Source organism: Nocardiopsis ansamitocini (assembly GCF_030268225.1).
GTDB lineage: Bacteria > Actinomycetota > Actinomycetes > Streptosporangiales > Streptosporangiaceae > Nocardiopsis_D > Nocardiopsis_D ansamitocini.
Genome location: NZ_BSQG01000004.1, coordinates 514425 through 540999, shown reverse-complemented (window position 1 = coordinate 540999; position 26575 = coordinate 514425). Strand labels below are relative to the sequence as shown.

The 26575-nt window shown below is 66.3% G+C and carries 16 protein-coding genes and 2 CRISPR repeat arrays (1 of these 18 running past the window's edge); of the genes, 3 read left to right on the top strand and 13 right to left on the bottom strand.

Annotated features, from left to right (window positions below; all coding sequences use genetic code 11):
- Window positions 1-220 precede the first annotated feature (220 nt).
- On the bottom strand, window positions 221-571 hold the full coding sequence (locus QSJ59_RS24375) for a hypothetical protein (RefSeq protein ID WP_432707481.1): 351 nt from the start codon (window positions 569-571) through the stop codon (window positions 221-223).
- Window positions 572-815: 244 nt separating this feature from the next.
- Between QSJ59_RS24375 and QSJ59_RS14825 the strand changes: the two genes are divergently transcribed.
- The 3 genes from QSJ59_RS14825 to QSJ59_RS14815 all read left to right on the top strand — a co-directional run bounded on the left by QSJ59_RS14825 (window position 816) and on the right by QSJ59_RS14815 (window position 10097).
- A complete protein-coding gene (locus tag QSJ59_RS14825; RefSeq protein ID WP_285760121.1) occupies window positions 816-1043 on the top strand; it encodes a hypothetical protein in 228 nt (75 codons plus the stop codon).
- 1310 nt (window positions 1044-2353) lie between these two features.
- The gene (locus tag QSJ59_RS14820) at window positions 2354-9049 is read left to right on the top strand and encodes a type I polyketide synthase (RefSeq protein ID WP_285760120.1); all 6696 of its coding nucleotides are present in this window, start codon (window positions 2354-2356) and stop codon (window positions 9047-9049) included.
- 112 nt (window positions 9050-9161) lie between these two features.
- Window positions 9162-10097 carry an FkbO/Hyg5 family chorismatase gene (locus QSJ59_RS14815; protein ID WP_285760119.1) on the top strand — a complete coding sequence of 312 codons (936 nt, stop codon included), beginning with the start codon at window positions 9162-9164 and terminating at the stop codon, window positions 10095-10097.
- Between the two features lie 485 nt (window positions 10098-10582).
- On the opposite strand, the gene hisG is transcribed toward QSJ59_RS14815, so the two are convergent.
- The 12 genes from hisG to cas3 all read right to left on the bottom strand — a co-directional run bounded on the left by hisG (window position 10583) and on the right by cas3 (window position 24999).
- Complete coding sequence (gene hisG / locus QSJ59_RS14810; RefSeq protein ID WP_285760118.1) at window positions 10583-11434, bottom strand: ATP phosphoribosyltransferase; 852 nt, start codon at window positions 11432-11434, stop codon at window positions 10583-10585.
- A gap of 72 nt (window positions 11435-11506) precedes the next feature.
- A complete protein-coding gene (locus tag QSJ59_RS24370) occupies window positions 11507-11605 on the bottom strand; it encodes a hypothetical protein (RefSeq protein ID WP_432707485.1) in 99 nt (32 codons plus the stop codon).
- Window positions 11606-11655: 50 nt separating this feature from the next.
- Entirely contained in the window at window positions 11656-11922 is a 267-nt protein-coding gene (locus QSJ59_RS14805) for a transposase (RefSeq protein ID WP_285760117.1), read from the bottom strand.
- Between the two features lie 611 nt (window positions 11923-12533).
- The gene (locus QSJ59_RS14800) at window positions 12534-12686 is read right to left on the bottom strand and encodes a transposase (RefSeq protein WP_285760116.1); all 153 of its coding nucleotides are present in this window, start codon (window positions 12684-12686) and stop codon (window positions 12534-12536) included.
- A 679-nt stretch (window positions 12687-13365) separates the two neighbouring features.
- Window positions 13366-15589: direct repeats of the CRISPR family, unit length 28 nt; unit sequence GACCAACCCCCGCGTGTGCGGGGAGCAC.
- A 28-nt stretch (window positions 15590-15617) separates the two neighbouring features.
- Window positions 15618-15938, bottom strand: coding sequence for a type I-E CRISPR-associated endoribonuclease Cas2e (gene cas2e / locus QSJ59_RS14795; RefSeq protein WP_285760115.1), 321 nt, complete (start codon window positions 15936-15938; stop codon window positions 15618-15620).
- Complete coding sequence (gene cas1e, locus QSJ59_RS14790) at window positions 15939-16889, bottom strand: type I-E CRISPR-associated endonuclease Cas1e (RefSeq protein ID WP_285760114.1); 951 nt, start codon at window positions 16887-16889, stop codon at window positions 15939-15941.
- Between the two features lie 2 nt (window positions 16890-16891).
- Window positions 16892-17551, bottom strand: a complete 660-nt coding sequence (gene cas6e, locus QSJ59_RS14785) for a type I-E CRISPR-associated protein Cas6/Cse3/CasE (RefSeq protein ID WP_285760113.1) — start codon at window positions 17549-17551, stop codon at window positions 16892-16894.
- Window positions 17548-18327 (bottom strand): type I-E CRISPR-associated protein Cas5/CasD, encoded by a 780-nt coding sequence (gene cas5e / locus QSJ59_RS14780; protein ID WP_285760112.1) that lies wholly within the window; start codon window positions 18325-18327, stop codon window positions 17548-17550. Before cas5e ends, cas6e begins: the two co-directional genes overlap by 4 nt.
- A complete protein-coding gene (gene cas7e, locus QSJ59_RS14775) occupies window positions 18324-19583 on the bottom strand; it encodes a type I-E CRISPR-associated protein Cas7/Cse4/CasC (RefSeq protein WP_285760111.1) in 1260 nt (419 codons plus the stop codon). The genes cas5e and cas7e overlap by 4 nt, the downstream gene beginning before the upstream one ends.
- 70 nt (window positions 19584-19653) lie before the next feature.
- On the bottom strand, window positions 19654-20325 hold the full coding sequence (locus tag QSJ59_RS14770) for a type I-E CRISPR-associated protein Cse2/CasB (RefSeq protein WP_285760110.1): 672 nt from the start codon (window positions 20323-20325) through the stop codon (window positions 19654-19656).
- Window positions 20326-20329: 4 nt separating this feature from the next.
- Window positions 20330-21964 (bottom strand): type I-E CRISPR-associated protein Cse1/CasA, encoded by a 1635-nt coding sequence (gene casA / locus QSJ59_RS14765; RefSeq protein ID WP_285760109.1) that lies wholly within the window; start codon window positions 21962-21964, stop codon window positions 20330-20332.
- 14 nt (window positions 21965-21978) lie between these two features.
- Window positions 21979-24999: a CRISPR-associated helicase Cas3' gene (gene cas3, locus QSJ59_RS14760; protein WP_285760108.1), complete on the bottom strand. Its 3021-nt coding sequence runs from the start codon at window positions 24997-24999 to the stop codon at window positions 21979-21981.
- Window positions 25000-25523: 524 nt separating this feature from the next.
- A CRISPR array of direct repeats spans window positions 25524-26575; the repeat unit is 28 nt; unit sequence GTGCTCCCCGCACACGCGGGGGTTGGTC; it runs 1235 nt beyond the window's last position.

Below are 26575 nucleotides of genomic sequence, written 5' to 3'. Positions count from 1 at the left end.
CCCCGGGCCCCGGTCGCCCCTCCTCGCGAAATCGGGGCCTGCCGTCCGAAGGTCTTCGAGGATGCCCCATGAGGTGCTCGGGAGGTGGGGCGCGATGTCGCACTGTTGAGGGTTGATCGGTCGCGTCGGCTTGCGCCGACGAACCGTGGGAGCTGCTTGGGCGAGTGCCGCCTGAGCCCGCCTTGCCACGTCGGCGAGGCCTCCGGGAGCGGGTGCACCGTCATGCTCGCGCAGAGTACGGTGTGCCTCGCGCAGGCGGGCCAAGATCATGGTCGCCTGCGGACAACGGTCGGTTCCGGAGACGCGCGCCGTCGTGATGAGGTACCCAAACGCGTCGAGTGCGGTCGGTGACGTCGGAGTCGATGTCGATGGTGGTCACCTCGCCCTCTGGGCCGACCAACTCGGCGATCGGTGCGGCGTTGTATCCGCCGGACCCGATCTCCAGCACCCGCATTCCGGGTTCGAGCCCGGCTTGTTCGAGCGTCATGCCCCATTCCTTCTGGAGCTGGAGCAGGGTGTCGACCATGTCCTGGCGGGCTTGTTCGGCGTTTGTCGTCGGTGTGGCGGGCATGAGTGTGTCCTTCGTGGTCGTCGTCATCGTGCCGGGAGATTCGGCAACCGCTGTCAGGTGTGCTGGTGGGAAAGGCCCCGACCGTGCTGACCAAGTGTGGTGGCCGGGGCTGTGGCCTGCGTGGACTTCCCCTCAGTGGGGATTGCCGATCGCGCGCGGGAAGCATGGGATCCGTGGCCGGTCCGTCTCCTTCGCAGCCGGGCAAGTCGCGCCTGGGGGCGTGGAGGTCGGGAGGTTGGATTCGGTGGGCGGTTTCGACGTGTTCCAGTCCGACCGCGGGGTTGTCCTCGTCGGCGGTGATGTCGGCCAGGACGAGGCGGACGCGGGCGTCTTGGCAGGTGTCGCCCGAGGCTTGTCCGTAGGAGTCCAGGGCCTCGTCGACGCGCCCGGTAATGCGCCACAGGGCGCCCAGGTGGCGGCGTTGCGGTGCGACGCCGCGTTCGCTGCCGGGCATGAGGCGCTCTTCCAGTGACCGGTGGAACGTGCGTTGGGCTTTTTCGTGGTCACCGGTGAGCAGGGTGATGGCGCCCATGCCTTCGTGGGTGCTTGCTCGGCCCTGGACGGCGGGAAGCGGGGCGGGCGTAGAGCACGGTCGACGCTTGTGGCAGGCCGCTCTATAGGGTCGCGCAGAGCCGGCGCCCGTACCGCGGATTGGCGGAAGAACGGCAAGGAGCGAGGCGGCGGGCCTGGGGTAATGGGATTCAAGGAATGGCGTCGATCCAGTCCCCTTGCGAAACCCGGCGGCCTTAGGTTGGCAGAAAACGGCGGCCCTGCGTCCCGATTTCTGCATCTGCGCTGTTCACAAGCCCAACGCGCACGAGAAGTATTCGTGTCGCTGGTTCGCGCGTTCTTGAAGAACCGTGTCTTGGGCGAGTCCGCAGCTTAGGAGAGGGCCCCAGGGTTCCGATTGTCCGAAGCACTCTTCCGGCGAGGTGATTCGGAGACGTACTCGGACTTCTGAGCTGGAGGAGAGCATGAGAAACCGCCTTTGACCTGCGTTTGGAAAGCGGGGGTTGCTGCTGAAAATTTTTTTCCGGTATTCCAGCAGATGGCGAGCATGAAGAGGCCGGTGTGCCGTGGAAGAGTGCGTTCTGAGAAACCTTCGGCATTATGCTGATCGGCAGTCGGAACCACGGACCAGGATCAATGCGCGGGTCGACCGGCAGCCACAGAGCCTCATCTGCTGGATCACTCCCCTCGCTTCCTGGCCTGCCTCGCTACTCCATCGACGGGACGTCTTGGTGTTCCTGCCTGTCGTAAGGGGGCGCCAGCTGAGAAGAAGGAGCAGCAGGGAAGATCCTGTTCGACCATCGGCCCAAGGGGCTACTGAAGTGCCACACACGACAAGCGGCATTTACCACCCACACGATCTTTCCTGTGCCGAGTGGCCGTGAGTTCTGAAGAGCGACCGACCTTTCCGTGCCACCGCAACGCGTAGATTATTCACGGAACAGATTTCAGTGTGGCTTGTGTCGCAGTGAAATTATTCGGATTTGTTGAAAAGATTAAAGAATAAGTCGTCGGTATTAACAGTTTATTTCACGGTTGAAAACTTGAGCCTGCTTGGCATCCGTGCGAATGATCGGTTGGAGCGAGTGCTTGTCTGGCGGAGAGCTGGCTCCTGGTCCGATCGTGCCTTGTTTCGCATTCATGTGAGCCGCCAGATGAACCCTGGTTTCTTTTATCGGATATTCCTTGTCGACCGATACTGATGGAGTTCGAGCTGAGATGGCCCACACCGAAAACGTGTTTATGGTTCAGGACTCCCTGATCAGGCCTTTGGTGACTTCACTGCTTATGCATCCGGCCGAACGCCCGGCCTACAGTGACGGACGCCGTTCGGTGACCTACGGTCAGTTGCGTAGCCGTAGTGCTGCTATCGCGTCAGGACTGGGAGTGCATCCTGGTGAACGGGTTCTGCTCCACCTGGGAGCAGGGGTCGAGTTCGTCGAATACTGGCTGGGAGTGCTGCGGGCCTCGGCCGTAGGAGTGCCGGTCGGCCCGACCGCCACCGAGGCGGAACTGGCACGCATAGCCGACGACAGTGGGGCCGTTCTGCTCATCGCCCATGCCGCGCAGGCCGGGATCGCGCATCGGTTGTGCGCTGCTCGTGAGAATCTTCGGTTGCTGATCGTCGAGGACGGCTTGCCGGCCGCCGCACGCGGGCGGAATACGTCCCCACGGGACGATCTGGCCATGGATGATCCTGCCTGGCTGGTCTACACCTCGGGTACCACCGGTGACCCCAAGGGCGTCATCACCTCGCAGCGGGCCACGGTCTGGGCCACGGCAGCCGGGTACGTGCCGATGCTGGGGCTTTCAGGAGAGGACACGATCGTCTGGCCCCTGCCCCTACAATCCAGTTTCGCGTTGTCGTGCGTGTTGGGCGGTGCCATCACGATCGGCGCGCACGTCCGGATCGCCGTGGATGACACAGCGGCTGCCCTGGCCGAGCATCCGGGCGCCGTGCTGCTCGGAGTGCCGGCGATCTACCTGAAACTACGCAACGAACGGCTTGACCGGGCCTGGGCGCCGCGACTGTGCCTGAGCGCCGGGGCCAGCAACACGGCGCCGACTCGGGCCGCCGTGCGGGACCTTTTCGGCCTCGACCTGGTTGACGGGTACGGCAGTTCCGAGACCTGTGGCATGACCGCCATCCAGCGCCCCGGCGATCCGGGGCTGATCCCATTGCCCGGGGTCGAGGTCGCGATCGTCAAAGGCGAAATCCATCTGCGGACACCGGCCCTGATGATCGGTTACCACGGTCGGCCCACGCCGAATGTCGTGGAGGGTTGGTATCGAACCGGAGACGCCGGGCGCCTGGAGGACGGCGTACTGAGCATCGAGGGGCGCATCGATGACATGTTCCTGTGCGGTGGCCGCAACATCCACCCCGCCGAGATCGAGACCGTCCTGCTGCGTGATCCTTCGGTGACCGACGTCCTGGTGGCGGGTCGCCCCGATGACATGCTCGGTCAGGTTCCGGTCGCGTATATCGTCCCTGCCGACGAAGACGTCCTCGACCGGAGCGGTCTGCGTCGACTGTGCACGAAACAGTTGTCTCCGGAGAAGGTCCCGGTGAGTTTTGAGACCATCGCCGAGGTCCCGCGCAACGCTTCCGGTAAACCGTTGCGCCGTGCGCTTGCGTGGCAGCCGCGCACGGGCGGCCCGGTCCCCGGTGCCGCCGAACGTTCCGGTCGTGGGGCGGGGCCTGCGGCCACGGCTGGTTTCTCGGTCCCGGGAACGGTTTCGGGTGCGGGCGGCACGCCGGTCACGGCCACGGTGCGGGGCGCCGCGTCCGGGCCAGCCGAGTCGCCGAATTCTCTGATCGATCCACTTCAGCCGGTTCGGTCGCAGGCGTTCGCGGCGCCTGTCGCACCGTACGCACATCCTGGTCTGGTCGAGTTCATGCGCGCCGAGATAGAGGCCCTGACCGGCGCAAGCATAGGGGAGGGGTGGCTCGACCGACCCTTCGGTGATCTCGGGCTGACCTCGCTGACGGGGAGCCAGTTGCGTCTGAGGCTCGGGGAGTTCACCGGTGCCGACCTTCCGCACACGCTGATCTTCGACCGCCCCACCCCCAAGGCTGTGCTGGGGCTGCTCAGCCGGCCGGAGCCGCCCGTCCAGCCGCAGGCCGCGCGGATCAAGGTTCCCGGGGACCCGGGACGGGACGACCCGATCGCGATCGTCGCAATGGCCTGCCGCTACCCGGGAGGCGCCTCCTCTCCGGAGGATTTGTGGCGACTGGTCGCAGATGGTGTGGACGCCACCGGTGACTTTCCCACGGACCGCGGCTGGGACGTCGACGACCTGTACGACCCGGATGCCGAACGGGTCGGCCACTCGACGACCCGTCGAGGCGGTTTCCTCTACGACGCCATGGATTTCGACCCGGAACCGTTTGGTATCCCGCCGAACGAAGCACTGGTCGTCGACCCTCAACAGCGACTGCTCCTGGAGACATCGTGGGAGCTGTTCGAGCGGGCCGGGATCGACGTCACGACCCTGAGAGGGAGCGACACCGGCGTATTCGTCGGGGTGATGAGCGATGACTACGCAGCGCGTTTCGACGTTCACGAAATGGAAGCAAGGCTGGGCATCAACTCCTCGCGGGCGACGGCCTGCGGGCGCATCTCGTACACGTTCGGCTTCAACGGCCCGTCGATCGCAGTCGATACGGCCTGTTCCTCGTCGCTGGTGGCACTGCACTGGGCCGTCAGAGCACTGAGATCGGGGGAGTGCTCCCTCGCATTGGCCGGTGGCTCGACGGTCATCTCCTCACCGCGGAACTTCCTGGCGTTCAGCCGTCAACGGGGCCTGTCGCCCGACGGCCGATGCCGATCCTATTCCGACGGGGCCAACGGGACCGGTTGGGCCGAAGGCACGGGTGTGGTGCTGCTGGAACGGCTTTCCGACGCCCGCCGCAACGGCCATCCGGTGCTGGCGCTGGTCCGGGGCAGCGCCGTGAACTCCGACGGCGCCTCCAACGGTCTCACCGCGCCGAGTGGGCAGGCGCAACAGGCCGTCATCCGTTCCGCCTTGGCCGACGCAGGCCTCACCCCGACCGATGTCGACGCACTGGACGGGCACGGCACGGGCACGGCTTTGGGAGACCCGATCGAGGCGGAGGCGCTGCTGGCCACCTACGGGCAGGGACGGCGCGACCCGGTATGGCTGGGGTCGGTGAAGTCAAACCTCGGGCACACACAGGCTGCGGCCGGCGTGGCCGGTGTGATCAAGATGGTCGAGTCGATGTTGCACGAGCGCCTGCCCGCCTCGCTGTATGCCGACAACCCCAGCCGGAGGGTCCGATGGGACTCCGGGAAAGTCGCTCTGCTCGAACAGGGACGCCCGTGGCCGAGAAGCGAGCGGATCCGCCGCAGCGCCGTCTCCTCGTTCGGTATCGGTGGCACGAACGCCCACGTAGTACTGGAGGAGACACCACCTGCTGAGCACCGCCGAGACGCCGCAGAGGCGCTTCCACTACCGTGGATACTGAGTGCGGTCGGCCCGCAGGCCCTACAGGACTCGGCCGCGGCCTTGGCAGCCTCGCTGTCGGAGCTGCCCCGGGCCGATCCTGACAGGGTGGCCAGAGACTTGCTGCGCCGAACCCCGTTGAGCCACCGTGCGGTGGTGGCCGCCGGGGACCTCGACGCCCTCAGGGCCCTGGCCGCGGGGGAGACCGCGGGGCGGAGGGCGGACCCCGGCATTCAGGTCGCCTTCCTGTTCAGCGGCCAGGGGGCGCAACGGGCCGGCATGGGGCGTGAACTGGCGCAGAGGTTCCCCGTCTTCGCCCGGTCCTTCGCGGCGACCAGCGCCGCGATCGGCCCGGTGGGTGGGCAAAGCGTGCAGGACGTGGCGTTCGGAGAGACCGACAAGGAACAGGAAGCTCTGCTCGACCGGACCGACCACGCCCAGGCCGCGTTGTTCGCGTTCGAGGTGGCCCTGTTCCGCCTGCTGGAGTCGTGGGGCGTGACCCCGGCCGTCCTCGCCGGGCACTCGGTGGGGGAGATCGCTGCCGCCCACGTGGCCGGGATGATGTCCCTGGCTGATGCAGCGGCCTTGGTGGCCGCCCGTGGGCGGCTGATGGCCGCCCTCCCCTCCGGTGGGGCGATGATGACGCTGAATGCCACCGAGAACGACGTGCTGACCTTGTTGGAAGGCCGCGATCACGAGGTCGCTGTGGCGGCTGTGAACACTCCCGGCAAGCTGGTGATCTCCGGTGTGGAAGAGGCGGTTCTCGAGATCGCCGCAAATTTTCCAGGGCACCGGCGCCTGCGAGTGAGCCACGCGTTCCACTCCCCGTTGCTGGACCCGATGCTGGAGGAATTCCGCGCCGTTGCCCAGACCCTGACTTACCGTGCGCCCTCCCGTACCGTGATCTCTGCCGTGACCGGTCAGCCTCTGACGCAGATCGACGCCGAGTACTGGGTGAGCCACGCCCGGCTGCCGGTGCGTTTCACCGACGCCCTCCAGAGGGCCACCGACTCCGGGGTCGGGGCATTCCTGGAGATCGGTCCGGACGCGGTACTACGGGGAGCCGCAGCCCTGTACGGCCCCTCAGTCTCGACCGCCGGTACGGCCGACAGCCTGTTCCTCGCACTGGGCACACTGCACTGCGCCGGCGCCTCGATCAGCTGGGGAGACGTCGCGGGCAGGCTTGGTTCCGATCCCGTTGATCTGCCCACCTACCAGTTCCGGCGCTCCCGTTACTGGATCCCGCCCCAGGTGCCGGCGGCGGTGCAGACGGGAGGCGGGCATCTGTTCCTCGGGCCGGCTCTGGTCGCCCCGGACTCCTCACGAGTGGTGCACGGCGGTCAGATCGGGCTGCGCTCCCACCCCTGGCTCGGAGACCACGTGATCGGCGGGTCGGTCGTGGTGCCGGCCGCTGTCTTTGTAGACCTCATCGTCCACGCCAATAGGGGCCGCGCGGTCGGCGAACTCATAATGGAGAGTCCGTTACGGCTCGACCCGACCCAGGACTGCCTGCTGCAACTGGTGATCGAGGACGGCCGTTTCGACATCTACTCCCAGCAACCCGGGAGCGGCACCTGGACCCGGCATGCCTCAGGGAAACTGGCCGTCTCTGCCAAGCCCGTAAACTTGGCGACCACGCCTTGGCCTCCTGCCGGCGCCACCGAGATCGACGTCGAAAAGAATTACGCCGAGCTGGACTACGGTCCGGCTTTCCAGGCAGTGCAGAGGCTATGGACGTTCGGTGAGGAACTCTTCGCCGAGCTGAGCCTGCCCCGGGCGGCCGATGGGCCGTTCGACGTGCATCCGGTTCTGCTCGACGCCGCCGTTCACGCGCACGCCTTGGCCGATCCTTCCGGTGGCCCCCGCATGCCGTTCGCCTGGAACGACGTCCAGGTGTTCGATCGCGGAAGCGGCCGTACCGCCAGGGTTCGCTGCACCCGGACGGGTGAGGGCCGGTTCACCGTCGACATCCGCGATGAGACAGACCGTGCGCTGGTTTCCGTGGGATCGATGCTCACCCGCCCCCTGCTTGCGGCCGAGTCAATGCTGTATCGGCCGCACTGGGTCCCGATGCCCACTTCTCGGGAGACGGCCCCGGTCACGCTCGTGAACGCCGTCGCCGAGCAGGAGGACGTTCATCAGCTCACCGCGCGTGTGCTGGCCGATCTCCAGGCATGGAGCGGTGAGGGCCATCTGATCGTGGTCACTCGGGACGCCACCGGCCTGGACCCGGACCTGGCCTCGGCCGCCGTGGTCGGGATGGCCACAGCGGTGTCGGCCGAGTACCCCGGCCAGGTCAGCGTGGTTGACACCGATACCGACATGCCCATCGAAAGAGTCCTGGAACTGGTCGGCGGTACCACTGAGGACCAGATCGCTCTGCGCGGCGATGTGCCTTACACGCTGAGGATAGTGGGGGCCACCCCGACCATCCCGGAAACAGCTCCTGTTCTCGGCCCGGACGGCACGGTCTTGTTCACCGGCGGCACCGGCGCTCTCGGTTCACTGCTGGCCCGCCACCTGGTCACAACACACCGTGTAAGGCATCTGATGCTGGTGTCCCGTCAAGGGCGGCACGCCCGGGGGGTGGCCGAACTGGTGGCGGAACTGACCGAGCTCGGCGCCTTGGTCACCGTCCGCGCGGCCGACGTCTCCGATCCCGCCGCGGTCGACGAACTCGTCCGTTCCTGCGACCCCCCATTGAGCGCAGTGCTCCACGCTGCCGCAGTCGTCGACGACGGCGTGCTCGCCTCCCAAACCGCTGAGCGGATGGACACGGTGCTGCGGTCAAAGGCGGACGCAGCCTGGAACCTGCATCTTGCCACTCAGGCCCTGCCGCTGCGCGCCTTCATCCTGTTCTCGTCCGTCGCCGGAACTTTCGGGAACGCGGGGCAGGCCAACTACGGTGCCGCGAACCGCTACCTGGACGCGCTTGCCGTGCATCGGCAGAGGCGGGGCCTGCCCGCGCTGTCACTGGCCTGGGGCTTGCTGGAGCTTGGTGCGGGCAAAGAAGGCGGCCTAGGCGACCAGATCCCGGAGGTGGCGCTCCTGCGCATGCGCTCCTACGGCGTTCTCGGCCTCACCCCTGACGAGATCCTGGACCTGTTCGACGCTGCTCTCGGAGCGAAGGAACCCGTCCTGCTACCGGTGCGTCTGGACCGCAACGCCCCGAAGGCCCCACCAGTCATCCGCGACCTCTTCCGCACCGAGGCGCCTCCGACACGGAGACGCTGGCCGGCAGGGCTCTCCACGATCGAACTGGACGAGCTCGTGCGGGCTGAGGTCGCCTCGATCCTCGGGCATGCCGACGCCGGAAGCATCGTGGGCACGGATCGGTTCGACGCACTGGGTCTGGACTCGTTGGCCATGATCGAGCTGCGCAACCGGATCTCCACCCTCAGCGGGATGACGGTGGCCGCGACTCTGCTCTTCGACCTGCCGACCAGCAGCCAGCTCGCCGACCACCTGCACATGGAAATGAGCCGGGCCTCCGAGGCGTAGGACGACCCCTCTCATCCCTCCCCCTATTTCTGGAGATATTGCGATGCTGCCTGTCTGGAAACCGGCTGAACCGGCAAGCGCCACTCCCAACACCGCGTACCGTCGGCTCGGGATGATTCGCTACACCGCAACCGCAACCGCACCCCGGATCGAGAACGGTTCCCTGGCCCTCGACCTGCCGATGTCCGCATCACCCGCAACCGGTTTCGACGAGATCTGGCCCGCTACGGGAGAAGTCGAGTCCGGTGAGCTCGGCGGCGTCTACTACGCACACGACAAAAACACGGTGCTCTGCGCGGCGTACGTTCCGTATCAGGACGAGTACCGGCGCCCGGTGTTCAACGCCTATTCGAGGGCTTTCGACGTACTCGAGCAGTTGGGGTATCCGACGATCTTTCGGATGTGGAACTCGATCGGTGAGATCAACGGGAACAACCACCAAGGTTTGGAGGTGTACCGGGACTTCTGCCTGGGCCGGGCACTGGCCTTCGACGAACAGGCCCTGGACGTGACGCAGGCACCCGCGGCCACGGGCATCGGAGCACGGGAGCGCGGTGTCTGGTTCTACCTTCTGGCCACCAGCCGCCAAGGTGTCACCAACATCGAGAATCCGGTGCAGATCTCGGCATACAGCTATCCGGATCGGTACGGGCCCCGGGCACCGCAATTCGCCCGGGCTTCGTTCTTGCCCGGTTCCGCGCAGGAAGAAGCAGGAACCATCTACGTTTCGGGAACCGCCTCCATCCGCGGCCACCAGAGTGTCAACATCGGAGACCTTGAGGCGCAGGTGCACACGTCAATGGAGAACATCGCCGGTCTGGTCTCCCCGGAGAACCTTCTGAAGCACGGTGTACCGGGAACCTTCGGATTGGCCGCGATCCGCAGCAGCAAGGTCTATGTACGCCACGACGCCGATCTGCCGAAAGTGAGAGACCTTTTGGGTGGCTATCTGCCCGCCGGTGCCGATGTCGCCTATTTTCCCGTGGACATCTGCCGATCAGACCTTCTCGTGGAGATCGAAGCGATCATGCAGCCGGTTGGGCCCTGACAAAGCCGAAGAGAAACGACCTCTCCTCCGGCCGCGGAATCGAGGGTTGCTCAAGCCATAGCTGTTGTCACAGCCATCCTTTTGGCGGGGGCCGGTCTGTCCAGCCCGGCCCCCGCCTCGGGCGCCCCGGGGCGGGGCCCGGCGGCATTTCGCTGGGCCCGACCCTGCCGGCCTGCTTCCACGGGGCTTGAGCGTAGGGCTCCTTTTCCCACAACGATCGCGCCCGTTCCGAAGCGAGCGGCAGAAGGTCATTTCCGGGCAACTCAAGATCGGTTTCATGACAGCCCTGCACACCCCGTTCGAAAAACGGTGAGGGATTCAAGGTGTCAGTGCACTCGGGGCCGGGCTGCCGGACGGCAGGTGAGCAAAGCGGCCACGAAGGCCGGGCCCGAATCGGACCGGTCGGCCCCGGACAGGACTGGCCCCGAACTCCGTTCGAAACGGCGCGACCTGTGCGTTCCTTTCTGGAGTACCCGTAGCCGCGTTCAGATACGGCAGGCGTGGATGCGGGTGGCCAAGATGGCGCGGGCGCCCACGGCCGCCAGCTCGTCCATGACCGTGTGCGCCTTGTCGGCGGGGACCATCGACCGCACGGCCGACCACCCTTCCCGGTGCAGGGGAGAGATGGTCGGTGACTCCAGGCCGGGAGTCAACGCCATCGCTTTGTCGAGGTGGCGGGCGGCGATGTCGTAATCGACCATCACGTAACCGCGGGCGACCAGAACGCTTTGCATGCGGCGCAGGAAGCGCTGGGCAGGCGGGTGGGAGGCGTCGGCCCCGAAGGGGCGGATGATGATGGCCTCGGAGTGCATGATGGGCTCTCCGATGACCTCCAACCCCAGGTGGGCCAGGGTCGCACCGGTCTCGACGACGTCGGCGATGACCTGGGCGACACCCAACCGCAGGGAGGTCTCGACCGCGCCGTCCAGGCGCACGATCCCGGCCGCTTCCACGCCGTGTTCGGCCAGGTGCTTGGCGACCACCCCGGGGTAGGAGGTGGCGATGGTCATGCCTGCCAGGTCGTTGACGCTGCCGGCAGATCCGGGCACACCGGCGAAGCGGAACGTGGAGCGGGCGAAGCCCAGCTTCAGTACCTCTTCGGCCGGGGCCGCTGAGTCCAACAGCAGGTCGCGCCCGGTGATGCCGATGTCGAGCTGTCCGGACCCGACATAGGTGGCTATGTCGCGAGGACGCAGGTAGAAGAACTCCACCCCGTTGGCCTCGTCGACGACCACCAGTTCATTGGATTCGGTGCGTAGCCGGTAGCCGGCCTCATGGAGCATCCTGGCCGCCGAATCGCTCAGCGAACCCTTGTTGGGGATGGCGATGCGCAGCATGAGAAGCCCTTACTGATTGTCACGTGGCTGGAGATTCCATGGTCCCAGACCCTTGCACACCAGGTCAGGCCCTTACCGCATTAGGGCGCGGTGCTGCTCGATCACTTGGGGGTCCGTCAACGCGGCGATGTGGTCCACCACCGCGCGCCCGCGCTTGGTCCTGTTCGTCAGTGCTGGTTCTGGCGCTTTTTCTGTGGAATGGTCACAAAGCGTGATGGTTTTCAGGCGAGCAGCACCCGCTTACGCAGCAGAACGAACCCGGCCCGGCCGTACATCTGCCGCTTCAGCATCTTGATGCGGTTGACGTTGCCCTCGACCGGGCCGGAACTCCACGGCAGGCTCAACCCGGCCCGCACCGCGTCCTGGCCGCGTATCAGCCCTTCAGTGAACACCCGCAGCGCACGCAGCCCCGATCCACGCACCTCGTTGAGCCATGCCTCCAGGCGGTGCCCTTCCCGTCGGGTGAGCATCTGTCCGAAGAAGCGCACGAGTACGGCCAGCGTCCCCAGCTCCGGGCACCCCTCGGACAGTTCCTTGAGGTGGCAGGCGGTCCTCCTCGCTCAGGGCATCCGGGGGTGTCATGATCCACCCGGCGACCTTGCGCACCCGGGGCGGTCGCGGCTCGGCCGGCTGGGCTCGGATGCGCTTGGGGTACAGGTAGGCGCGCACCATGGAGTAACCGCCGGGGTAGCCCAGCTCCTTGATCTCCTCGAAGAGCTTCCAGGCGTTGGTGCATCCCTCCTGGTCCCAGCGCTGGTCGAGGTAGGGCTTGAAGGGGTCGACCCGGCTCGAATGCTCCTGGCACGGCCTGCGGAGCAGTTCCTCGCGGGTCGCGGCGTGGGCGTAGCGGACTACGGTGCTGGCGCCCATCCGGAGCTGGCGTTGGATCGACCTCATGCTGTGGCCTTTGGAGCGCAGGTCGTGGACGGTGGCGTGGGTCTCGCACACCCGGTTGGCGTGGCGGTGCCCGGCGGAGCGGGGCGGGTGCGGGTTCGGCTTCAGGGGCCTCCTCCTGAGCCGTTGAGGACGCGGGGCGCAGCTCGGTCCTGTGGTCGGAGACGCAGCGTTCGACGGCCTGGCCGAGGTTGTGCCACAGGTGTCACCGGTCGGCGACCTGGACCGCCTGGGGCGCACCGGTGTCGACGGCCTCCGCGTAGAACGCGGCCCGGTCCCGGCACAGGACCTCGATATCAGGGTGCTCTTGGAGCCAGGCTGCGGCCGTGGCCGCCTCTCGGTCGGACAGCAGATCCACAGGCGGCGGGTTTCGACGTCGACCAGGACTGTTCCGTAGACATGCCCTTTGCGCAGGGCGAACTCATCCACGCCGATCACGCGGACCTTTGACGGTTCGGGGTCATCGAGGGCGGCCACCTGCCGCACCAGGGTGCTCCGGCTGGCCGGGATCGCCAGGTGGCCGCAGAGGAGGCGGGCGGCGGCGCGGCTGGCCAGGGCGAGCCCGGTCGCGGCCAGTACCGGGCGCAGCCGCTCGGTCCAGCGGCTGCGTCGGTGGGTCAGGCCTGCCACCTGTTCGACGAAGGTCCGCCGACCGCATCCGGGGTTCGGGCACAGAAACCGGCGGACCCGAAGGCGAAGGCGCACCGGTGATCCGGCGGCGGGTGGTCGGCGGGATGACGCCAGTAGGAGCCATGCACCCGTTGTGACCACTGGGAACAGGCCGGGCAGCAAGCACCGTCACCCGCTGTTCTCGCCTCGATGGACATCCCATTCTCCGTGGTCTCCACGTTGGTGACCGTGATGTCGATGGCTTCGGGAAACAGTGCCCGGGCGATCCATGCGCAGACCTCGTCCATGGGATTGGACCCTGCCGAGGGAACACGATCAGCGCGGAGGGTTCCTGATAATCACTGATGACCGTTACGTTGTGTGACCGCTTCACAAAAACCGCGCCAGAACCCCACAAAACACCGACGTAGCCACCCCCGCGTGTGCGGGGAGCACGGCCTCTGTGGGGCCCGCCGCACGGCCCCGGGGGACCAACCCCCGCGTGTGCGGGGAGCACGACGACGCCGGGCGTGACCATCCACGTCCCGGGGACCAACCCCCGCGTGTGCGGGGAGCACGGCGAGGTGCACCACTCTGGGCTCACGGGCTCGGACCAACCCCCGCGTGTGCGGGGAGCACCACACCTACGCCAGACCGCTCTTCTCCGCGATCGACCAACCCCCGCGTGTGCGGGGAGCACTCCGCGTGCCTCGCGTCCACTCCCACACCCCAAGACCAACCCCCGCGTGTGCGGGGAGCACGCATCCCGGAGACTGCGTCCTCACACCTATGCAGACCAACCCCCGCGTGTGCGGGGAGCACAGGACGTACAACCCCGTCGCCATTTTCATGATGGACCAACCCCCGCGTGTGCGGGGAGCACACGCGAAGCTTGAACTTATTTGTCCCTGACTTGGACCAACCCCCGCGTGTGCGGGGAGCACCAGAGCCTCACCCCGTGGAACTTGAATGGAGTGGACCAACCCCCGCGTGTGCGGGGAGCACCGGCCCGCTCGCGCGCGCAACGTGCTCGTGGCGGACCAACCCCCGCGTGTGCGGGGAGCACCCCGCAGCCAACCCCGATGCGCTGCGCCGCAACGACCAACCCCCGCGTGTGCGGGGAGCACTAGTCGACAACACAAAAGTGTCGTCCCGGACCGGACCAACCCCCGCGTGTGCGGGGAGCACGCTCGAATCGTGCCGTCCAAAGAAAGCTCGGAGGACCAACCCCCGCGTGTGCGGGGAGCACTCTCCGGCGGTGAATCCGCCTGCCCACGGGTCGGACCAACCCCCGCGTGTGCGGGGAGCACTTGATGACCTCGTAGGGGCGGGTGGGGGTGGCCGACCAACCCCCGCGTGTGCGGGGAGCACATCCGCCCCGCCAACCTGCCTGTGAAGTGCACCGACCAACCCCCGCGTGTGCGGGGAGCACCGTACCGGAGTCCCACCCGTCGGTGACGGAATCGACCAACCCCCGCGTGTGCGGGGAGCACCTCCCGGGGACTGGGAGCGTTTTGTGATAAGAGGACCAACCCCCGCGTGTGCGGGGAGCACACGAGGTGTACCTGGGACGCGACGGCCGCTGGAGACCAATCCCCGCGTGTGCGGGGAGCACGGTGACGCATCTCGCCTTGAGCTGGCCGGTACCGACCAACCCCCGCGTGTGCGGGGAGCACGGGCGTTGGCGTCAGTAATGCGACCCGCGACCAGACCAACCCCCGCGTGTGCGGGGAGCACTCCGGGCCGCGCCCCCCTCGGCGCGGCCCCTCCGACCAACCCCCGCGTGTGCGGGGAGCACCATCTGGGGTTTGGCAAGGACAGCGAAGGATGGGACCAACCCCCGCGTGTGCGGGGAGCACGCTGGCGCGGGTCATTCACGGCTGCCCCCGGAGGACCAACCCCCGCGTGTGCGGGGAGCACAACAGGCCGGACGAGGCCACCGAATACCTCCAGGACCAACCCCCGCGTGTGCGGGGAGCACGGTGCAGTCATGTCCGGCCAGCAGCGCGGTGAGGACCAACCCCCGCGTGTGCGGGGAGCACAGCGGTCGGGGCCGGTCGGCCCGAAGTCCCCCGGACCAACCCCCGCGTGTGCGGGGAGCACGTCACGGCCGGTCTTCTCGGCCTGGGCCTGGGCGACCAACCCCCGCGTGTGCGGGGAGCACCGTCTGCCAACCCTCGTGGTGCAGCTCCAAATGGACCAACCCCCGCGTGTGCGGGGAGCACCCGAGCGAGACTTGGCGGATCGGGAGGGGGTTAGACCAACCCCCGCGTGTGCGGGGAGCACCTTGGTGGCAGCAGTCACCGTAGAATCGCGGGGGACCAACCCCCGCGTGTGCGGGGAGCACGGGATGGGAAAAGGGGGCCGTATCCCTTTCCTAGACCAACCCCCGCGTGTGCGGGGAGCACCTTGCGCAGCTCGCTGTCGTCCTGAACCCATGGGACCAACCCCCGCGTGTGCGGGGAGCACAGATTGACCGCCACAACCGCACCACGCGAGCAGGACCAACCCCCGCGTGTGCGGGGAGCACGCCAAGCGCCAAACTGACGGAACCGTCGAGTACGACCAACCCCCGCGTGTGCGGGGAGCACGTTTGCTGCGTCAGATCCATCAGAACCACCTCGGACCAACCCCCGCGTGTGCGGGGAGCACCCTTCGCGACCTGCGGCAATGTGGGCCGTTATAGATTTTTAACCTCAAGAGATTCAGACAAAGGCCACCCAATTAATGCAAATCCGTCAATTTCGCGAGGTCGCCTTGTCCCTTCTCCATGGGTGAGGACGCTGAACCCTTGTTCGGTTGGAGCGTTGTGGATCAACACGGCCCACCCGCCTTGAGCATCAATCGACGAACAAAGACCACCCCACAGCTCTTTCCACACGCGTTCTGTGAGTGTCCCGACGTAGACCCCGGGCGCAGGCTCGACCATCCATCGAGTCAGCGCGCCGCGGGTTCCATCCACGATGGCTGTAGTGGCGATAGCGACAAACCCGCCAGCCATCTACCAGTCCACTTTGCTGTAGTTGACCCCTGAGGGGACAGCGCCGTCGGGGTCCCAGAGGTTGACGATGTCAGCGGGTTCTGACTGCTTTTTGTGTGGGAGGTCCAATACTTTGTAGACGTTTTCAACCATGCTCGGTATCAGGTTCAGGAGGCGGAAATCTTCACGCATCCGGTGCCGGACCTGTCGGTCGGGATGGAGACTTTTGTGAAGTGAGAATGCCAGAGGTGCCGAGACTTTTGCTTTGTACAGATCAGCGATGTCCAAGGCGAACGCGCGTTGCTGGCCGTGGTGGAGGATGCCGATGGCCGGCGATGCCCCCAGGCTGAGCAGGACGGCGGTCGCCATGGCGTAGAGGGTCATGTTGGCACAGGTGAGCGCCATGTTCACCGGGTCCTGGGACTCCCAGTCGTTGGGGTCGTAGCTGCGTTTGAAGCTGGGAATTTTGTGCTGCTGGGCGAGTGTGCGGTACAGCGCTTTCATCCGCCGCCCCTCCAGACCGCGAAGCCGGTCCAGTGTGAGTTCTTCAGGGAGGGGCTCGTCGTAGCGCATGCCGTAGAGACGGCGCGCGGCGTCGAGATGGCGCTGTGGGTCGGAGACGATCTCGATTTGGCGGTCGAGGAGACGAGTGGTTGTGCTGTCGTTGAGGAACGCCGAATAACACCGCACACCGGCGTCTCCGACATAGATGATGGTGGTTCCGTCACGAGTGAGTTTGGAGATGGCCTCGTGGGTCGTGGAGGTGCCCGGTCCAAGGAGGATGCAGGCGATGCCCGCACTGGGCAGGTAGACCCGCTCGGTTTCTCCGTCGAATTCGACCATGGCGCACACGCCGTTGCGGTCGGCTTGGATTTTGACGGTGTCGAGGTAGAGGAAGCTCAATCGGTCGATGACTCGGGGGAGCGCGATGACCGAGGGCGCTCCCAGGGTTTTGGGTAAGCGGCGGACCATGGTCAGGTCTCCTGGGGAATGATTGAGAGCAGGCCGAGCCCGTGGGCTTTTCCTCGACCGATTCCGTCGACGATGGCGGTTGTGAGCGCCTTGGGGTCGGTGATTTCGGCGAGTCCTTCGAAGCGGACTCCGTGGTGCAGAAGACGGTCGGGTTTTTTGTCGTCCGTTTCGGGAGGTTCCTCGGTTGGAGGGGCCGCGGCGAAGTCGTAGCGGCGGCTGCGGGTGAGAGTCAGGTGCAGGCCCGCCTCGTGGGCTTTGCGCTCCCACCACTCCTCGGCATGGTGGCCGTGCAGGGCTTTGCGCTGGCCGCGTGAGCGGTCCCCCGGTGTCTTGGCCGACTTGATGGGGTTGGCGGCGATCCGGTAGCGCACGGTCGCGCCTTCGGTGAGCCGGTCGAGTAACGGGGCGAGTGAGAGCGTGCGGCTGTGCGCGAATTTCTTCGTTTTAGGTTCGATCGTGGACTGCACGAGGATCACGACTTGACGCTCAGTGGGCTCGATGCGGTACAGCGCCCCGCATGCACGGCGGGGGTGGACGCCGAGGTCGTCGGGAAACATCCCCATGATCATCTGGTGCGTTTTCCTGGCGTCGCGCAGGAAGCGTCCCACCGAGGCGGTGGGAAAGACGATCTGGGTGAGCCAGAGTTCTTGCGGGTCGCTCACGCTGCTTCCTTCAGTGCGGTGACGATCGTGGTGTAAGCGGCGATGCCGATGCCTGCGCAGTCGTCTGTGGTGAATTCGAGCGGGAACTCGTTGACCGGCCGCTCACTGAAAGAGCGGTTCTCGGGGTCGCTGCCGGTGGGTACGTCGCGGGCCCAACGGTCGACCGGGATGTCGTCCTCTTCCCGAGCAGAGGAGCGGGCGTCGCGGTAGGCGTCGACGCGCAACACGGCTGGTTTCCCTCCGGCTGCTTTTTTGCGGCCGGCCCGGTAGAGGGGCAGACGCGCGGCGATCTCCTCTTTCTTCTCGCCGACGGTTCCAAGAAGCACCGGCAGGGATGGCGGGCAGGCGCGCCTGCCCAGGTAGGGCGACCAGTGCGGTGCTTTGAGTGCTCGCGCCAGTTCCTCGGTCACCTCAGCGGACCCTTGGAGGTAGACGGTGAAAGCGGCATCACTGAGGTAGTCGCGTTCAGTGATGACAGCGTGTGACCGGCGTGACTTCTCGGCGGTGATCATCCGTTCGGCCGCCGGGTAGCCCCCACCGATGAGGTGGTAGTCGGTGAGGGGGGTGCCGGCGCGGTCGACGCGGATGAGCATGCTCAGGCCCGACCATTCCTCGGGCAAAGGCTCATCACGAGTAATTCCTGAGGCGGAGGCCAACAACCCCAAGATCCCCGACAGCGTTGGGTGGTCCTGGGTGTCACGGTAGTTGAACGACGACCTGCAGCCCCAAGACTGCAAGGGGCCGGTCAGCAAGAGCGCGAGGGTTCGTTCGGTCACTTCGCGCCTGCGCTGATTCGCTCGGTCAAGGCCGGCAGGGTCAGGCGGTCCCCGAAGACGTCGGCCGACACGTGGGTGTTTGCGGAGGTGTCGGTGGAACTCGCGGAGGTGTCCCGGGAAAGGGAGTCCTGCATTTTCTGGGTGCTGAGCATTGCGGAGTGGGCGTGCCAGAGGCGTCCTTCGGTGCCGAGGAAGCCGTCCAGGCCGGCCAGGTGTTCTCCCAGCGCCTTGAGGCTGGTGTCGAGGTGGCCGTGTTGGTTGGGGCGAACCGGGGCTTCAAACGCTGCGGCGAGGCTGACGGGGCGGTCAGTACGAGCCGCGGTGTAGACCAGTGTGGGGAGGGTGTGGGGGGCGGTGGAGGTGCGCTTGCCCGAGGGGACGGCGAGTGCGAAGGCCTGGGTGAAGAGACCCGCGAGGGTGAGAGCTGCCTTCTCGTCGCCGAGGCTGCGGGTGAGTTCGGCGATGTCGATGGTGGCGTAGCGGTAGAAGACGCCGCTGGCGTACTCGGCGGTTCCCAGGTGCGCGCTTCCGCTTTCCTTGCCGGTGCCGGTGAGCAGGTCGTCCACGGCGGTGAAGTAGTCGACTTCGAGTTTGGCCTCGTGGGTCGTGAAGGCATGGGCGACCTGTACGGCACCGTCGATGTTGCCTTCTGGCAGTGCCGCGATCATGCGGCCGAACAGGGCAAGGCCAGCGCCGGTTCCGGCCTTGAGGGTCTTGATGAGTTCCTTGGAGCTGATCTGCGCGGTCTCGGTCTTGGTTTTTCCTTCGGCTGCGGCATTCTCATAAGCGTCGCGATGCTGCTCGGCGAGGTCGGCCAGGCGTGCGATGTCGCTGGTGTTGAGGAACAGCAACACGTTGGTCAGCAGTTTGCTGCCTTCGACCTCTTCGGCCTTGGGTTTGGTGCGGCCGCGCTTGGGCTTGGCCTCTTCGGCCGCAGCGGCTTCCTCGGTTTTGTCCATGGTGGAGAAGACGTCGCGTGCGGCGATGCTGGCTGCCTTCTCGTCCCAGCCCCGGCCTTGCAGCTCGGTGATGATGGAACGCCCGTGGGCGCGGGAACGGTCGCCGAAGTCGAACAGGCCGTCGGTGGAGAGGTCCTTCAACGTGGTTCGCGTGGCGCGTTTGTAGCACTGGCTCGACACGCGCATCCGCGTCTTCCCCCCGAAGGAGAGTTCCTTGGGGGCTCCCAGGTCGTCGCGGTTGAGGTTGGAGAGGGGCATGGCCTGCAGGACGTGGATGTCGAGAAAACGCGGGTTCATCAGGAGTGTGCTCGCTTTCGGTTGAATGAAGAGGTGGTGGTGTGCTCGCCGGTGGAAACCGGTGGTGTGGTCATCGGCGCCATGGGGGCGCGAAAATGAAGGACTGCTGCCAGTACAGGGCGACTTTGTTGCGCTGGTAGACGCGGAAGCGAAGATCGTCTGCCAGCTGCCACCACGCAGGAAGGACCGCGCCGGCGGAGTTCAGGTAGGAGAGCGCCGAGAAGAGGTACCGGCGTAGCCGCTCGTCGTCGCAGCGGCACAGGTGTTGCAGCCTCTTCTCCATGGGGGAGAGGCCGGCGGATTCCGAGGAGGGCCTCTCAGAGCGGCGGGCTTCCTGGGCGCGTTGCACCTCGCCCAGGGCCAGTCCCAGGTCCAGGCGGGGAACCCACGCAGGAAACCCTCCCTCCTCCTCGTTCTTCTCCTCCTTTTCTTTCTCTTGCTCCAGGTGCCGCTCATAGCGTTCGAGCAGGGTCGGGGCACTGTGGAAATGCGCGATGAGACCGGCCGTGGTGTACAGCGACGCCTGCACGTGGGGTGAGGGAAGACCGCCCAACTCGTCGTGCATCCAACTGATCAGGTAGCGCTGAGCGCGAACAGCGTCGGTGCGATCAGCACGCACCGCAGTGCGCAGATCGCCGCGGGCTGAGGCGTTGAAGGCCGCCAGCTCGGTGAACTCCTTGGCGAAGTCACGCAGAGTCTGTTCGCTCAGCCGATAACGCGTATCGGCAAGTGGTGTGGTCATGGATTCACTTTCGATGAGCGGTCTGGTTGAGGCGGGGGCGGTGGCGGATCACCGCGCGACGCAGGAGGTAATCAGCTGATGTGGCGGTCTCGGCGTGCACGACGAGGTCGGTGACCTCGTCGTAGATCTCACAGGTCAGTGCGCGAATCGCACGCTGGCCCCTGTGCTGGCCCTGGCTACCGTCCCCAGCAGGGGCGGTGCTCTGGTCACCGGACAAAAGCCCGTAGAAGAGGTTTTCGGCGCGCTTCCAAAACAGCGGGGTGGCGCGGTTGGGCCATGCTTCGAGGAGTTTCTCCTTGGGGCCGCTGCGAACACCATTGCGCCAGGCGCTGCGCAGCGCGCTACGCAGGAGCCACGCCTCGGTGTCGAAGGTCTGCAGCAGCTGTTGGATCTCGGCGGCCACCATCGCCCGCTCGTTCTCGTCAGCCGCGGTGAGGAACTCAGCCAAAGCCACAGGGGTCTGGGAGAGCCACCAGGCGTAGTCCACGGTTTTGGGATCCTGGTGGAAGGCCACCGCGGTAAGACCTGCGATCCCGATGCCTTCGTCTGGCCGTTCGGCCAGGAACGCGGGAGGGAGATAGCCGTCGCGGCTCGGTTGCGCGTTGTTGCGCGCGCTGGGGAGAAGCGCGTCGAGTTCACGCCAGAGTGCGCGGGAGGGATTGGCCTTGCGGGTGTTGCCTTTGGAATGCTCGTAACTCAAAAACGGGATCTTCTTGAGCGCGGGCCACGGGTTGCGGTAGGCCCACGTGCGATAGACATCGGCGACATCGCCGTTGTCGTCGCGTACCAGCAGCATCGAATGGTTGTGCACCGCGCTCAACAGCGCACACATCCCACCCGGCTGTAGAGCGGGCCGCCCGGGGGAGGGCCAGGCCTCCCACTCCCAGGGGCACTCGTCGGCGAACGCCGCCACACCCGGGTCGGGTGCGGCTTCTCCCGGAGGCACCAGAGATCGCAAAAGGCTCTCGAACAAGGTCTTGCCGCGCGGGATGTAGACCATGCTCCCGCGCAGCATGCCTGACCGTGATGAGGAAGAGGACTTGCCGTCGACCTCGCGTGCGGTGATCTGGCCGGCAGCACCGTAGTACCACTGCACCAGCAACCACCAGATGGCCTCCGCAGGGGGAATCGGGGTCTGTTTGTCCTTGTGGTGGCGTGTCCACCACGTGGCCGAGTTGACACCGGTGGGGCGGCCCAACACGAACTTGTTGACCCCCGAGGTCTGCTTGCACTCAGCGGCAAGGCGTCGATCCTGCAGGAAGGGCTTGTCCCCGAAGAGGAAGAAAGCATCGGCGTAGCGCTCGAAGTATTCCTCGACCGGGTTGCTCTCCGCCGCACCGCCGGCGGAGTCGCGCAGCTCAGGGGGGACGGACGTGAAGGTGCCATGGCGATACCAGGCGTCGCGGCGCTTCTCCCACTCCTGCGGGGTGTCTTGTCGGTCCAGGCCGGTGATGCGATACGTCAGCGTGGTCAGTACCAGCCACACGGCCCCATAAGCCGGAGGGGTGGGTGCCACGATGTCGATCGTGTGCTGGGCCGTGGTGAAAAGGGACTGCAAACCTCCTTCCACGGTGTCCCTGTTGAAGTGGCGGCGAGGCAGCCATGGGCAATGGCGCAGGCTGTAGTCGTAGTCGTCCAAGAGGGGTGCCTTTGCTAGCGGTAGCGGCGTGAGAACGCGGCGAACAGGCCCAGATCCTCCGAGAGCAACACCCGGTAGGCGCTGATCGGGTGAACCGGAGCGTGGCCGGTGATGGTGACATCGGTGTCGGCGATGCGGTGGTCGGTCGCTGTGCGTTCGAACTCGACGGTGACCACGCGCTCCAGAGCGGGGTCTCTGTCGAACCAACCGGGAGAAGGCGATCGGGCTTCCTCGTGCCAAAAGGCCGAACGCGCGGAGATGGTGTGCTTGACGATGCTCCACACGATCTCCTGGTCGACCCGCTTGCGCTTTTTCTTACGACCGGGCTTCTCCTCGTCCTCTTCTTCTGGGACCTGAGGCATCGGCAGCGTGCAGTCGGCATCCAAAAACATTTGGTCGTCCTTGGTCCACACCGGCAGCAGCCGCACGCTGTCAGCACCCAGCCGTGTGGTGAGGATCGTTTCGACGTCCTCAGAAGCACTGGTCAGCTTGTGAAGATCCTTGACCCGAAGATCGGGGCGGGGGATGACGACCTGCTCGCCTTGCCCGGCCTGCACCGTGGCCTCGCTCCAGCACGCCATCGCCGCCTCGGCGAAACGCTCATCCTCCGAACACAGCCACAACTGGTCGCGAGTGGCCCGCTCCACCAGTTCCTGCACACCGGTGGGAACCTCGACCAGACGACCAGGAAGGCCCGCAGCTGCTTCCAGCCCGTTGCCCGTGCGTTCCTCAAGGGCTTCCCACGTGGCCATGAGCTCGTCGAGAGGGTAAGGGACGGCCTCCACCGGGAGCCCCTGCTCGATCCCCGCCAACACGTGCACCGACCACTGACGCCACGCACGCGGAATCTGGCCGCCAGAGCGGTGGCGGTGGGCACGGCCCGCGCGCTGGAAGAGCAGCGACATCGGCGCCAGCTCGCTGATCACCACGTCGAAGTCCCAATCCAAGGACTGCTCGACAACCGATGTCGCCACCAGGATCGAGCGGCGTGGCCGCGCCAGACGCTGCTCGGAGTCCCGCGAGCCGGGTTTGCCGAATTGCTGCTCCAGCCGGTCCGTGCGCCGACCGCGCTCTCCCACAGGAAAACGTGCGTGCAGCAGCTCCACCCGGCAATCGGCCGGGGCTTGCGCGCGCAACCGCACCGCCAGCGCCTGGGCCGCAGTGACCGTGTTGACCACGATCAACGCGTTTCCCTGCCCCCCAGGCGCGAAAATCGCGTCCAGAACACTTCGGCAACGCTCCGCCATCTGCACCCCCCGCTTGGCCAGATCGCGCTCAGCGAGTTCCATTGCGTGCAGGCGAAACGAGAGCTGGGCGACCTCACCCACGGGAGAGTGCCGTACCTGGGTACGCGCCGACCGGGCGTCGTAGTAGAGCCAGCCGGGGTAAGGAGCCCGCTGCTCATGCCCCGACTGCTCCACCGTGCCCAGACCGTTGATACGCCGCCAACAAGCGGCACCCACGTCATAGGAGTCACGAAGAGATCGCGTCAACTTGTCGGGCAGCGTCGCCGAGAGCACGATCACCGGAACCCCGATGGCCCCCAGCCACATGAGTGTGCGCCGCAGCAGGCTCTGGGAGTAGGCGTCACAGGTGTGGGCCTCGTCGATCACGACGACCTTGTCGCGCAGACCGGCCATGCGCAGCGGTTGGAAACGCGAAGGCAGGGAGATCGCGAGCAGTTGGTCGATAGTGCACACCCCGACCGTGGCGTGCAGACGCCGCGCCCCTTGCGACATCCACTTCGACCGGTAAGGGCTGCCCCGCTCACAGTCGGACTCGATCACCGCTTTGTCCATCGCGGCTCCACCCACGGCCTCGGCAGTACCGGGTCTTCTCTCCAACAGCCGGGCGGCCTCTTCGGAGAAACTGGCCATGGAATGCAGGAGCTCAACCGTGGCATCCTCGCCCAGAGTCCGCCGCATGTCTTTCACGACCCGCCCGAACATCGCGTCGGTGGTGGCCATCGTCGGCAAGACGAACAACAGCCCTCTTTCTTCGTTGAGCCGCTCGCGCATCATGGAGAAGGCATCCAAGGAGGCTTGGGTCTTGCCCGCACCCGTACGGTCGGTGATGACCAGCAGACCAGGCCCGGTGATCATGGGTGCCAGCTCCTGTCGCAGGGAAAGCTGCACCCCGCGCGGCTCAAAACCGAAGCGCTCAACGAACGTCTGCTTCTGCAGCTTCAACGGCCGTACACCGATGCGTTTGAGTTCGGCGGCCGCTGCCTCGATTCCCGACTCGAAGAACGCTCGGGCGGCCTCGACCGTCCACCCCCGTGGCCCGGGCAGATGCTCCATGCGGCGCTGGATGTAGGACTCCTGGGAAACGATCCAGTCGGCCCACTGCACCATCCCGCAGGCCCCCGCCACCGCCAGGGCGCGACTTGAGCGTTCGTCCTCATCCGCCGAGAACATCGGGCTGCCCAACGCCTGCCATACGGTGTGTGCGATCTCTGAGCGCACCCACACCCAGTCGGCCTGCGCGTCACCGCTGGCGGCCAGGGCCGTGAGCGCGTCGGTCGTGTTCATCAGTCCTGGGACCTTGCCGTGGTGGGAACCGACCACCAGCCCCACGTATTCGATGACGGTCTTAACAGCTGGACCTGCGGCGACCATCTGCGCGATCCAGCCGTCCTGTATGGCGCTGGCGTGTCCCGGGGCGGTGTGCGCCCGCGAGAAACCTTCGGAAAAAGGAGGTTTCCCCTTCCACATGGCCAACCAGGCCGTTTTGTCCCTGGCGGCAAAGCCGGTGATGGCCTTGCCGAGGTCATGTAGCGCCGCCAACAGGGCCAGGCACAGAAGCTCCTGTCGCCCCAGTGCTTTGGACGCTCCACCGAAGCCCATCCGGAAATTGTCACTACCCAGTGCCACGATCATGGCGGCGGCGTCGAGAAGGTGCGCGATCAGGGGATACGGGGCTGGAAGTCCTTCGGACTTGCCCCACACCACGCCCAACGCCCGAGGCCGGTCGTTGCCACGTTGGGGGGCGGCAGTGCGGGCGGTGGCTCTCTGGAGGGAGCGGCGAAAGGACATGGCAAGTAAATTACATCAATCAGCATCGACTGTTCGCTAAATGCCAGATTCGGTCACTCCGCTGATTTAACCCCCGCGCGTGCAGGGAGCTGTGCTATCGGCTGGCCGCGTCAATCAGCAGCGGCTTGGCCCACCCTCGCGCGTGCGAGGAAGTTGCTAGCGCTCTCGATCCTAACTTCGATAGCTTCCGAGGAACTCACTCTCCCCCTGGGTGGTCAAATGTCATATTTTGCTCGTTTTGGCGATGCGGGGGCATCTTCAATGGTTGTGCCAAGTCGTGAGGGAGTGCCCTGTGAGTCGAAACGTTGAAGGGGTGGAAGGGCTGGGCTGGTTCGTCGATACTCAAAGTGGGATGGAATGGCCAGCAGTGTTCAAGCTGCGTAGGAGGGGCGGGATGCTCGTTCAAGGCGCTGTGGTGAAGTGCTTCGGTGAAACCGGTAAATTTGAACCATTTAGGTCTATTTTATTCGAAATCCCTAAGATTAAAAATCTATAACGGCTTGCGTTGCTGCAGGTCGCGAAGGGTGCTCCCCGCACACGCGGGGGTTGGTCTGCGCTGGACCTCCTCCAGTCTCCTGGCCAGCTGTGCTCCCCGCACACGCGGGGGTTGGTCCAGACCCCGCCGGACCCCTGTCGGACCCCTCGGGTGCTCCCCGCACACGCGGGGGTTGGTCCCTCGCGATTCTACGGTGACTGCTGCCACCAAGGTGCTCCCCGCACACGCGGGGGTTGGTCCGCCCCCGCCTCGCCGTGGGCGTCGCCGACCTGGTGCTCCCCGCACACGCGGGGGTTGGTCGGAACCCTCACCCTGGACGGGCGCACCCAGACGGTGCTCCCCGCACACGCGGGGGTTGGTCCCTGTCGGGCCACCCCGAGCGGGTCCTCAACCCGTGCTCCCCGCACACGCGGGGGTTGGTCCGGGATCCACGTGCTGGCCGGCACCGACCTGGCGTGCTCCCCGCACACGCGGGGGTTGGTCCCCGATGTCCATCGGGGGATCAGGAGCATATGCGTGCTCCCCGCACACGCGGGGGTTGGTCCTCTCTCGGTGGTCACCGTGCCCGGCCGGGGAGGTGCTCCCCGCACACGCGGGGGTTGGTCCGCGTCCTTTCTGCACCCCACCTCAGCGATCTTGTGCTCCCCGCACACGCGGGGGTTGGTCCCGCACCGGCATTCCCCTGAGCGACGACCCCGCGTGCTCCCCGCACACGCGGGGGTTGGTCCTGGTCGCGGATCGCACTTGTGGTAGCAGGTGGGTGCTCCCCGCACACGCGGGGGTTGGTCCCGACTACTGACGAAGGTCCATCCCCGCGTGCGGTGCTCCCCGCACACGCGGGGGTTGGTCCTGGATGTGACCGCTGGTACGCGAGCGCTTGAGGTGCTCCCCGCACACGCGGGGGTTGGTCTCCGCGCCCCATCAGTACGGCGCGGCGACCACCGTGCTCCCCGCACACGCGGGGGTTGGTCCGCGCCTTCGGCCGCGCGACGCCTGTCGGGGCCGTGCTCCCCGCACACGCGGGGGTTGGTCACGAGAAGTTCGCCCGACGAAATGGAAACGCCGGTGCTCCCCGCACAC

Excerpts from the sequence above, each read along its gene's own strand:
- cas7e (WP_285760111.1), bottom strand. The coding sequence starts at position 19,583 with ATGAACCCGCGTTTTCTCGACATCCACGTCCTGCAGGCCATGCCCCTC.
- hisG (WP_285760118.1), bottom strand. The coding sequence starts at position 11,434 with ATGCTGCGCATCGCCATCCCCAACAAGGGTTCGCTGAGCGATTCGGCG.
- cas1e (WP_285760114.1), bottom strand. The coding sequence starts at position 16,889 with ATGGTCCGCCGCTTACCCAAAACCCTGGGAGCGCCCTCGGTCATCGCG.
- cas2e (WP_285760115.1), bottom strand. The coding sequence starts at position 15,938 with ATGGCTGGCGGGTTTGTCGCTATCGCCACTACAGCCATCGTGGATGGA.
- QSJ59_RS14770 (WP_285760110.1), bottom strand. The coding sequence starts at position 20,325 with ATGACCACACCACTTGCCGATACGCGTTATCGGCTGAGCGAACAGACT.
- cas3 (WP_285760108.1), bottom strand. The coding sequence starts at position 24,999 with ATGTCCTTTCGCCGCTCCCTCCAGAGAGCCACCGCCCGCACTGCCGCC.
- QSJ59_RS14815 (WP_285760119.1), top strand. The coding sequence starts at position 9,162 with ATGATTCGCTACACCGCAACCGCAACCGCACCCCGGATCGAGAACGGT.
- QSJ59_RS24375 (WP_432707481.1), bottom strand. The coding sequence starts at position 571 with ATGCCCGCCACACCGACGACAAACGCCGAACAAGCCCGCCAGGACATG.